Origin of the sequence: Polaromonas sp. (assembly GCF_036676035.1) — a bacterium.
Lineage (GTDB): Bacteria > Pseudomonadota > Gammaproteobacteria > Burkholderiales > Burkholderiaceae_C > Polaromonas.
This window is the reverse complement of the sequence record NZ_JAKFDR010000117.1, coordinates 1-8,873: the sequence shown is the minus strand read 5'-3', so window position 1 is coordinate 8,873 and position 8,873 is coordinate 1. Positions and strand designations below refer to the sequence as shown.

Below are 8,873 nucleotides of genomic sequence, written 5' to 3'. Positions count from 1 at the left end.
GGCCGAGCCGCGGCCGGTGGTAAAGCAGATCAGGTTGGCGCCGCCGGCCACTTGGCCCGTGGCGCTGACCGGGTCATAGCCCGGTGTGTCCATGTAAACGAAGCCGTGGGCCGTTACCGGTTCGGCGTATTCGTAGACCGCCTGCAGGTTGCTGGTGCCGCCCTTGGCCACCGCGCCCAGCGATTTTTCCAGGATGGTGGTCAGGCCACCGGCCTTGTTGCCCGGCGAGGGGTTGTTGTTCATCTCGCCCTCGTTGATCTCGGTGTAGTGCTCCCACCACTTGATGCGCTGGATCAGCTTTTCAGCCACCTCGGGTTTCACCGCCCGGCGCGTCAGCAGATGTTCCGCGCCGTAAATTTCAGGCGTCTCGCTCAGGATGGCGGTGCCGCCGTGCGCCACCAGCAGGTCCACCGCCGCGCCCAGTGCCGGGTTGGCGCTGATGCCCGAGTAGCCGTCCGAGCCGCCGCACTGCAGGCCGATGGTGATGTGCGCGGCGCTGCAGGGCTCGCGCTTCACCTTGTTGACGGCAGGCAGCATTTCGTTGATCAGCGCCACGCCCTTGGCCACGGTCTTGGTCGTGCCGCCCGTGTCCTGGATGTTGAACACCTTGAAGGTCTCGCCTTCGCGCAGGCTGCTGTGGGCCAGCCAGGCATTGATCTGGTTGGCCTCGCAGCCCAGCCCCACCACCAGCACGGCGGCGAAGTTGGCGTGGGTCGCGTAACCGGCCAGCGTGCGCTGCAGCATCTGCATGCCCACGCCCTCGGTGTCCATGCCGCAGCCGGTGCCGTGGGTCAACGCCACCACGCCGTCGACATTGGGAAACGCGGCCAGCGCGGCCGGGTTGGTGCGCCGCGAAAAGTGGTCGGCAATGGCGCGGGCGGCCGTGGCCGAGCAGTTCACGCTGGTCAGCACGCCGATGTAGTTGCGCGTCGCGACGCGGCCGTCGGCCCGCTTGATGCCCATGAAGGTGGCCTCGCGCCGCACCGGCTCGGGCTTGACATCGGCGCCGAAGGCGTAGTCGCGTACAAAATTTCCGGTACTGGCGCCCTTGTCCGGGCCCATGTCCAGGTTGTGCGTGTGAACGTGCTCGCCGGCGGCAATCGGTTTGCTGGCAAAACCGATGATCTGGTTGTAGCGCCGCACCGGCTCGCCCTGCGCGATGGCGTGGGTGGCAATTTTATGGCCGGCCGGGATCAGGCCCTTGACCGGGATGCCTTCGACGCTGGTGCCGCTGAGCAATTGCTGGCGGGCGATCAGCACATCATCTGCGGGGTGAAGGCGAATGAAAGGAGTCATCGTGTTTCTCGTCAATAAAACATTTTGGGAAGCCACAGCACCAGCTTGGGGAAGTAGGTGATGACTATCAGGCTGCCCAGCAGCGGAAACAGCCAGGGCAGGATGGCGACGGTGGTGCGCTCGACCGAGAGCTTGGCCACGCGGGCCAGCACGAACAGCACCATGCCCATGGGCGGGTGCAGCAGGCCAATCATCAGGTTGAGCACCATCACCAGCCCGAAGTGGACCGGGTCAATGCCAAGTTGCGCCGCGATCGGCACCAGAAGCGGCACCAGGATTGTGATGGCCGCCGTCGGCTCCAGAAAGCAGCCCACAAACAGCATCAGCACATTGGCCAGCAGCAAAAAGACCCAGGCCTCCTTGGTAAAACCCAGCACCCAGTTCGCAATGTCGGTGGTCACGCCGGTGGCTGTGAGCATCCAGCCGAAGATGGACGCTGCGGCCACGATGAACAGCACGGTGGCTGTCGTCTCCACCGTATCGAGGCAGACCTTGACAAAGCTCTTGAAGGTCAGCGTGCCGTACCAGGCAAAACCGAGGATCAGCGACCAGACGCAGGCGGCAATCGCGCCTTCGGTGGGCGTGAAGATGCCGGTGGTCATGCCGCCTATCAGCAGCACCGGCGTCATGATGGGCAGCACGGCCTGGAACTTGAAAGCCTTGTCGGCGGCAAACAGCGCCACCAGTGCGGCGACCACCGTCACCTGCGGCGGAAAGCCCAGCTTGCCGATCAGCAGCCACAGCAGCAGCGGCCAGCCGATCACCACGGCGGTTTCGACCAGCGCCTTGCTCAGGCGGCGCCACTCGAACTTGACATCGGCGCCCCAGCCGTTCTTGTGGGCAAAGTAGGCCACCGTCAGCATCATCAGGACGCCCATCAGGATGCCCGGCAGAATGCCCGCCAGAAACAGCGCACCGACGCTGACGTTGGCCATCATGCCGTAGATCACGAAGGGCAGGCTCGGCGGGATGATGGGCCCGAGGGTGGCCGAGGCTGCGGTCACGCCCACGGCAAATTCGGTGCTGTAGCCGTGGTCTTTCATGGCCTTGATCTCGATGGTGCCCAGTCCGGCTGCATCGGCAATCGCGGTGCCGCTCATGCCGGCAAACACCACCGAGCCCACGACATTGACGTGGCCCAGCCCACCCTTCATCCAGCCGACCAGCGCCAAGGCGTAGTTGTAGATGCGGTTGGTGATGCCGGCGTTGTTCATCAGGTTGCCGGCCAGGATGAAGAAAGGCACGGCCAGCAGGGGAAAGCTGTCAATGCCGCTGACCATGCGGTGAATCACCACGAAGGGCGGCGAGCTCTGGGTGAACAGGATGTAGATGAGCGAAGCCCCGGCCATGGCCATGGCCACCGGAAGACCGCCGCTCATCAGGAACAGGAAAGCAACTTTCAACATTTAACGGTCCTCCATGGTGGATTCAGGGCGCTCCAGCACGCTGTAGCCGCGCTTCACGTGCACACGCATGACCCAGACCGAGCGCACGCACATGGCCGCAAAGCCGACCAGGCAGATGCCATACACCAGGTTCATGGGCAAATCGACGATGGTCATCTTGTAATTGCCCATCTTGTTCATCATTTGCCAGGTCAAGACGACCGCAGCCACCAGGAAGGCGATGCGCAGCACATCGGTGAGCAGGGCCATGGCCCGTGCCACCCAGGCGGGCATGAAGCGGTAAAAAAAGTCGACCTGGATGTGGTTGTTTTTGGCCACGCCAATGGCGGCGCCCACGAACACGGTGGCGATCAGCAGGTAGCGCGCGATCTCCTCGGTCCAGGCCGCGGAATCGTTCATCACATACCGCGTGAAGAACTGGTAGAAGACCGTCAGCCCCAGCGCCCAGAAAAACAGCAGCGCCGTCCAGGCCTCGGCGGGCGTGCCGGACAAGTCAACCGCTTCGTCCGTGGCATGGAACTCGCCGTCGTCGCCCATGACCTTGGGCAGGGCGTCAATATCAGAAATGGTGATCATGATGGTGCGTGTTGGTGGTGAAAGCCCTCCCTGCGAGAGGGAGGGCTGGAAGGACGGGCGAAACTTACTTGATCGCCTGGATGCGGTCCCAATCCTTCTTGTCATAGCCCATCGAGGCCATGTCCACGGCCTTCACGATGCGGTCGCGAAACTCGTCCTTGTTGACCGTCACCAGGTTGAGGCCTTTTTTCTTGAACTCGTCGACCAGCTCGCCTTCGCGTTTCTTGATGTCGGCCGTGGCGCCCGCCGCCGCTTCCTGCATCACGTCGGTGAAGATTTTCTTGTCGGCGTCGCTGAGCTTGGTCCAGACGTGGGGGCCGACTTGCGTGACCAGAGAATCCAGGATGTGCCCGGTCAGGATGATGTTCTTCTGGACCTCATAGAACTTCTTGGCTTCGATGGTGGGCAGCGGGTTTTCCTGCGCATCCACCGTGCCGTTTTGCAGGGCCAGGTAGACCTCGGCAAACGCGATTGGCGTCGGATTGGCGCCGCAGGCACGCGGCAGGGCCATGTAGGCGGGCACGTCGGGCACCCGCATCTTCAGGCCTTTCATGTCGTCGCAGGCCTTGAAGGGTTTGTTGCTGGTGGAGTGGCGTGCGCCGTAGTAGGTGACGGCGACGGTCTGGACGCCGGTTTTCTGCTTGTAGCCCTCAGCCAGTTCCTTGAACACATCGCTCTTGGAGTATTTCAGCAGGTGCTCGGGGTCGCGGAAGGTGTAGGGGTAGTAGCCCACGCCGATGCGCGGAAAGCTGCGGGCGGCAAACGAAGCGCCCGAGATGATGATGTCGACCGTGCCCAGCTGCAAGCCCTGGTTGATGTCGCTTTCCTTGCCCAGTGTGGAGGCCGGGAACACCTGGATCTCGTAGCGGCCACTGCTGCGTTTCTTGATCTCGTCCGCCGCCCAGACCGACCACTTGTGGTAAGCCTCCGACGTTTCATAGACATGCGCCCATTTCAGTTTGGTCTGCGCCTGGGCCATGCCGGATGTGCCTATGGCCCCCGCCAACAGGGCGCACACAGCTATGGTTTTTATAGTCAATCGCTTTGTCATGAAAGTCTCCTCGGTTAAAAGAAAGGTGAACGTAAAAAGGTGGAAATAAAAAGGGAGAGTGCTGGGCGGTGGGGTCAGGTCGTCTTCGCGCGGCGCCAGCTCGCACTGAATCGGGCGTGGGATTTGTCCATGTGGGCATGCATCGCGGCGCGGGCGGCGGGGCCGTCATGCGCGCAGATGGCCTCATAAATCGCTTCGTGCTCGGCTATGGCGGACTGCCATGATTTCATCGTCTCGAAATAGCCGCCCAGGCGCGTGAACAGCGGGCCGCGGCGCGAATCCCAGAAACGCTGGACGGTTTCGACCAGCACCACGTTGCCGCTGGCCTCAACAATCGCGGTATGAAATGCCCGGTCGCCTTCCAGCGGCAGTACGCCCCGGTGGGCATCGCTTTTCATGGCGTCAATGGCCTTGCGCATGGCGTCAATGTCTTTGCGCCTGGCCTGGACGGCGGCCATGGCGGCAATTTCGCCTTCCACCGCGCGGCGTGCGCGTATCAGTTCCAGCGGCCCCCATTCGGTAGGCGCAATCTGCGGCCCATTGGTCCGGGTGGACCGGTCCAGCACATAGACGCCGGAGCCGGTGCGCACTTCGACCCAGCCTTCCACTTCCAGCGCAATCAGGGCTTCACGCACGGAAGGGCGGCTCACGCCCAGCTGCTTGGCCAGGTCGCGCTCGGCCGGCAGGCGTGCGCCTGGCGCAAACTCGCCCTTGCTGATCAGCGAGCGCAATTGCTCGGCAATCTGGCGGTACAGGCGTTTCGGTTCGACGGTTTGCAGTGGCATGGGGGCTTGAAGCGGGTATTAAGGGTTAGCCAGAATTGGACAAGTGGTCAGACCAATTAATAATCCCATGAATCCTTCACGGCGACATCCGGCTAAACCCTGTAATACCTTTCACCCTCATGCCCTCATGAAACCACCCATCACCATTGAGTCCATCCGTCTGCGGCAGGTCAATTTGCCGCCCAAGGTCGTGCGCACGGACGCCATCCAGTCCTTTGTGACGCAAGAGACCTTGCTGCTCACCGTGCGCTGCAGCGATGGCGTGGAGGGCACCGGTTATGCGTACACGATAGGCACCGGCGGCTCCTCGGTCATGGCCTTGCTGCATGACCACCTGGCGCCGCGCTTGCTGGGCCGCAACCCGCTGCAGATTGAAGCGATCTGGAAAGACCTGTTTTTCCATACCCATGCCACCGCCGTCGGCGCCATCACCAGCCTGGCGCTGGCCTGCGTGGACACCGCGCTGTGGGACTGGCGCGCGCGCAGCCAAAACCTGCCCTTGTGGCAATTGCTGGGCGGCGCGCAATCGCGGGTGCCGGTTTACACCACCGAAGGCGGCTGGTTGCACTTGAGTACTGAGGAGCTGGTGGCGCAAACACTGGCCGCGAAGGAGCAGGGTTTCAGGGGGGCGAAGATCAAGGTCGGCAGGCCGCACGTGAGCGAGGACGTGGCGCGTCTGTCGGCGGTACGCGCTGCGGTGGGTGCGGATTTCGACATCATGACCGATGCGAACCAGGGCTTCGACCGTCCGCAAGCGCTGCGCCGCGCCGCCGCCTTTGCCTCGCTGGACCTGGCCTGGCTGGAAGAGCCCCTGCCCGCCGAAGATGTGTCGGGTCACCGGCAGCTGCGCGACCACACGTCCATCCCCGTGGCGGTGGGCGAGTCGATGTACCACCTCAGCCAGTTCCGTGAATACCTGGAGCAGGGCGCGTGCAGCATCGTGCAGCCCGACGTGGCCCGCATTGGCGGCATCACGCCGTGGATCAAAGTGGCTCATCTCGCCGAGGGTTTTGATGTTCCGGTGTGCCCGCACTTCCTGATGGAGCTGCATGTGAGCCTGTGCGCCGCAGTGCCCAACGCCACCTGGGTCGAATACATACCGCAACTCGACGACATCACGACCAGCCGCATCCGGGTCGAGGGCGGCTACGCCTTCCCGCCGGCTACGCCGGGCCTGGGCATTCAATGGGATTGGCCCATGATTGAAAAGCGGCAACTTGCCGATGTGACCATCAAGCAAACCACGTAAATCAAGGAAAAGACATGAGACTTCAAGGAAAAACCGCGCTGGTCACGGCGGCCGGGCAGGGCATAGGCAAGGCCAGCGCACTGGCCATGGCGGCGGAGGGTGCCCAGGTCTGGGCGACCGACGTCAACGAGAAGCTGCTGGCCGGCTACGCCGGTGTGGCCAACATCCGGACCGCAGCGCTCGATGTGCTCGACAAGGCCGCCATCCAGAAACTGATGGCTGACTTGCCGGCGCTCAATGTACTGTTTAATTGCGCGGGGTTTGTGCACGCCGGCTCGGTCCTGCAGGCCACCGATGAGGAATGGGACTTCGCCTTCAAGCTCAATGTGCGCTCGCAGTTCTGGGCCATCCAGGCGGCGCTGCCCAAGATGCTGGCCAACCATGGCGGGAAGGGCGGCGGCAGCATCATCAACATGGCCAGCGTCTGCGGTTTCAAGGGCTTGCCCAACCGGTTTCTCTACGGCGCGTCCAAGGCGGCGGTGATCGGCCTGACCAAAAGTGTGGCCGCCGACTATGTGATGCAGGGCGTGCGCTGCAATGCCATTTGCCCCGGCACCGTCGATACCCCTTCGCTGCAGGAGCGCATCAATGTGTTTGAAGACCCGGTGGAAGCGCGGAAAAGCTTCGTGGCAAGGCAACCGATGGGGCGGCTCGCGCAGGCCCACGAAATTGCGCCGCTGGTGGTGTTTCTGGCCAGCGACGAATCGGCTTTTGTCACCGGTCAAGCCTATGGCATAGACGGCGGCATGACCATATGAACCAGCTCGACCTGGCCGGCCGCCATGCGGTCATCACCGGGGGGGCCGTCGGGCTGGGCTTTGCCGTTGCGCAGCGCATGCTGGCCTCGGGCGGCACGGCCACGTTGTGGGACATCAACCCAGAGGCGCTGGCAACGGCCCGAAGCGAACTCGGCACGGGCGTGGATACCGTTGCGGTGGACGTGAGCAGCCATGCGAGCGTGCTTGACGCCGTGCGGCAAACCGTCGCGCACCACCCGGTCATTGACGTGCTGGTCAACTCTGCCGGCATCACCGGCCCCAATGTCAAGTTGTGGGACTACCCGCCCGAGCAATGGATGCAGGTGCAGCAGGTCAACCTCAATGGCCTGTTTTTCTGCTGCCGCGAAGTGGTGCCGCTGATGCGCAGGCGCAACTATGGCCGCATCGTCAACATTGCCTCGGTGGCGGGCAAGGACGGCAACCCCAACGCCAGTGCCTACAGCGCGAGCAAGGCCGCCGTCATCGCGCTCACCAAGTCGCTGGGCAAGGAACTCGCCGATACTGGCGTGCGCGTCAATTGCGTGACGCCGGCGGCGGTGAAGACACCGATTTTTGACCAGATGACACCCGAGCACATCCAGTTCATGCTGTCGAAAATTCCGATGGGGCGCTTCGGCACGACCGGCGAAGTGGCTGCCATGGTCGCCTGGCTGAGTACCGAAGATTGTTCGTTTTCAACCGGCGCCGTGTTCGACCTGTCTGGCGGGCGTTCGACTTATTAATGTGACTTTGATTTAACCAAGAGGAAAAAAATGAAACTCGTTCGTTATGGCAAGCCGGGCAAAGAAAAACCCGGACTGATTGATGCAGAAGGCAAGCTGCGCGACTTGAGCGGCGTGATCAAGGACATCGGTCCCGACCAGCTTGGCGATGCCGCGTTGGCCAAGCTGCGCAAACTCAAAACCGACAAGCTGCCGCTGGTCAAAGGCTCGCCGCGCTACGGCAGCCCGGTCATGGGCACGCGCAAGTTCATCGCCATCGGCCTGAACTACGCCGACCATGCGGCCGAGTCGGGCCTGCCGATTCCTGCCGAGCCGGTGGTATTCATGAAGGCCACCAGCTGCATCCAGGGGCCCAACGATCCGGTGATGCTGCCCAAAGGCTCGGTCAAGACCGACTGGGAAGTCGAACTCGGCGTGGTGATCGGCACGCGCGCGCGCTACGTGTCGCAAAAAGACGCGCTCAATTTTGTGGCCGGTTACTGCACCATCAACGACGTCAGCGAGCGCGAATACCAGATCGAGCGCGGCGGCACCTGGGACAAGGGCAAGGGTTGCGACACCTTTGGCCCGATTGGCCCCTGGCTGGTGACGCGCGACGACGTGCCCAACCCGCAAAAACTGGGCATGTGGCTGGAGGTCAACGGCAAGCGCGTGCAAAACGGCAACACCAAAACCATGATCTTCAGCGTGGCCAAAATCGTCAGCTATGTCAGCCAGTTCATGACACTGGAGCCGGGCGACGTGATCACCACGGGCACGCCCCCTGGTGTGGGCATGGGCATGAAGCCGCCGGTGTACCTGAAAAAAGGCGACCAGATATCGCTGGGCATCGAAGGCCTGGGCGAGCAGCGGCAGGTGGTCGTGCCCTTCAAGCTGTAGGCCACACTAGGGCCTGTTCACACTAATATTGGAGGTGCGAAGGGGTTCCATCGGGCGCAAATCAAGGCGCCTGCCGCCGCCCGCACTGGTGTGCGGGCAAGGTAGGCAACGCCGAGTTGCGCCCGATGGG

At 62.8% G+C, this 8,873-nt stretch carries 9 protein-coding genes; 4 read left to right on the top strand and 5 right to left on the bottom strand.

Annotated features, from left to right (window positions below; genetic code table 11):
- From V6M61_RS18275 to V6M61_RS18255, 5 genes are all read right to left on the bottom strand, one after another.
- Positions 1 to 1,296 (bottom strand): UxaA family hydrolase (locus V6M61_RS18275; RefSeq protein ID WP_332778022.1); only part of this gene is annotated, 1,296 nt, incomplete at its 3' end.
- An 11-nt stretch (positions 1,297 to 1,307) separates the two neighbouring features.
- Positions 1,308 to 2,702 (bottom strand): TRAP transporter large permease, encoded by a 1,395-nt coding sequence (locus V6M61_RS18270; RefSeq protein ID WP_332778021.1) that lies wholly within the window; start codon positions 2,700 to 2,702, stop codon positions 1,308 to 1,310.
- Positions 2,703 to 3,278: a TRAP transporter small permease gene (locus tag V6M61_RS18265; RefSeq protein WP_332778020.1), complete on the bottom strand. Its 576-nt coding sequence runs from the start codon at positions 3,276 to 3,278 to the stop codon at positions 2,703 to 2,705. It abuts the gene before it with no gap.
- A gap of 64 nt (positions 3,279 to 3,342) precedes the next feature.
- The gene (locus V6M61_RS18260) at positions 3,343 to 4,329 is read right to left on the bottom strand and encodes a sialic acid TRAP transporter substrate-binding protein SiaP (RefSeq protein ID WP_332778019.1); all 987 of its coding nucleotides are present in this window, start codon (positions 4,327 to 4,329) and stop codon (positions 3,343 to 3,345) included.
- A 74-nt stretch (positions 4,330 to 4,403) separates the two neighbouring features.
- A complete protein-coding gene (locus tag V6M61_RS18255) occupies positions 4,404 to 5,114 on the bottom strand; it encodes a FadR/GntR family transcriptional regulator (RefSeq protein ID WP_332778018.1) in 711 nt (236 codons plus the stop codon).
- A gap of 127 nt (positions 5,115 to 5,241) precedes the next feature.
- Here V6M61_RS18255 and V6M61_RS18250 point away from each other — a divergent pair, with 127 nt between their 5' ends.
- From V6M61_RS18250 to V6M61_RS18235, 4 genes are read left to right on the top strand one after another with little or no spacing between them, the layout of a single operon-like run.
- Positions 5,242 to 6,363, top strand: a complete 1,122-nt coding sequence (locus V6M61_RS18250; protein WP_332778017.1) for a mandelate racemase/muconate lactonizing enzyme family protein — start codon at positions 5,242 to 5,244, stop codon at positions 6,361 to 6,363.
- Between the two features lie 14 nt (positions 6,364 to 6,377).
- A complete protein-coding gene (locus V6M61_RS18245) occupies positions 6,378 to 7,121 on the top strand; it encodes an SDR family oxidoreductase (protein ID WP_332778016.1) in 744 nt (247 codons plus the stop codon).
- The gene (locus tag V6M61_RS18240; protein WP_332778015.1) at positions 7,118 to 7,864 is read left to right on the top strand and encodes an SDR family NAD(P)-dependent oxidoreductase; all 747 of its coding nucleotides are present in this window, start codon (positions 7,118 to 7,120) and stop codon (positions 7,862 to 7,864) included. Before V6M61_RS18245 ends, V6M61_RS18240 begins: the two co-directional genes overlap by 4 nt.
- A 30-nt stretch (positions 7,865 to 7,894) precedes the next feature.
- A complete protein-coding gene (locus V6M61_RS18235; RefSeq protein ID WP_332778014.1) occupies positions 7,895 to 8,743 on the top strand; it encodes a fumarylacetoacetate hydrolase family protein in 849 nt (282 codons plus the stop codon).
- The last annotated feature ends 130 nt before the right edge of the window (positions 8,744 to 8,873 follow it).

Excerpts from the sequence above, each read along its gene's own strand:
- V6M61_RS18260 (WP_332778019.1), bottom strand. The coding sequence starts at position 4,329 with ATGACAAAGCGATTGACTATAAAAACCATAGCTGTGTGCGCCCTGTTG.
- V6M61_RS18235 (WP_332778014.1), top strand. The coding sequence starts at position 7,895 with ATGAAACTCGTTCGTTATGGCAAGCCGGGCAAAGAAAAACCCGGACTG.
- V6M61_RS18250 (WP_332778017.1), top strand. The coding sequence starts at position 5,242 with ATGAAACCACCCATCACCATTGAGTCCATCCGTCTGCGGCAGGTCAAT.
- V6M61_RS18270 (WP_332778021.1), bottom strand. The coding sequence starts at position 2,702 with ATGTTGAAAGTTGCTTTCCTGTTCCTGATGAGCGGCGGTCTTCCGGTG.
- V6M61_RS18240 (WP_332778015.1), top strand. The coding sequence starts at position 7,118 with ATGAACCAGCTCGACCTGGCCGGCCGCCATGCGGTCATCACCGGGGGG.
- V6M61_RS18245 (WP_332778016.1), top strand. The coding sequence starts at position 6,378 with ATGAGACTTCAAGGAAAAACCGCGCTGGTCACGGCGGCCGGGCAGGGC.
- V6M61_RS18255 (WP_332778018.1), bottom strand. The coding sequence starts at position 5,114 with ATGCCACTGCAAACCGTCGAACCGAAACGCCTGTACCGCCAGATTGCC.
- V6M61_RS18265 (WP_332778020.1), bottom strand. The coding sequence starts at position 3,278 with ATGATCACCATTTCTGATATTGACGCCCTGCCCAAGGTCATGGGCGAC.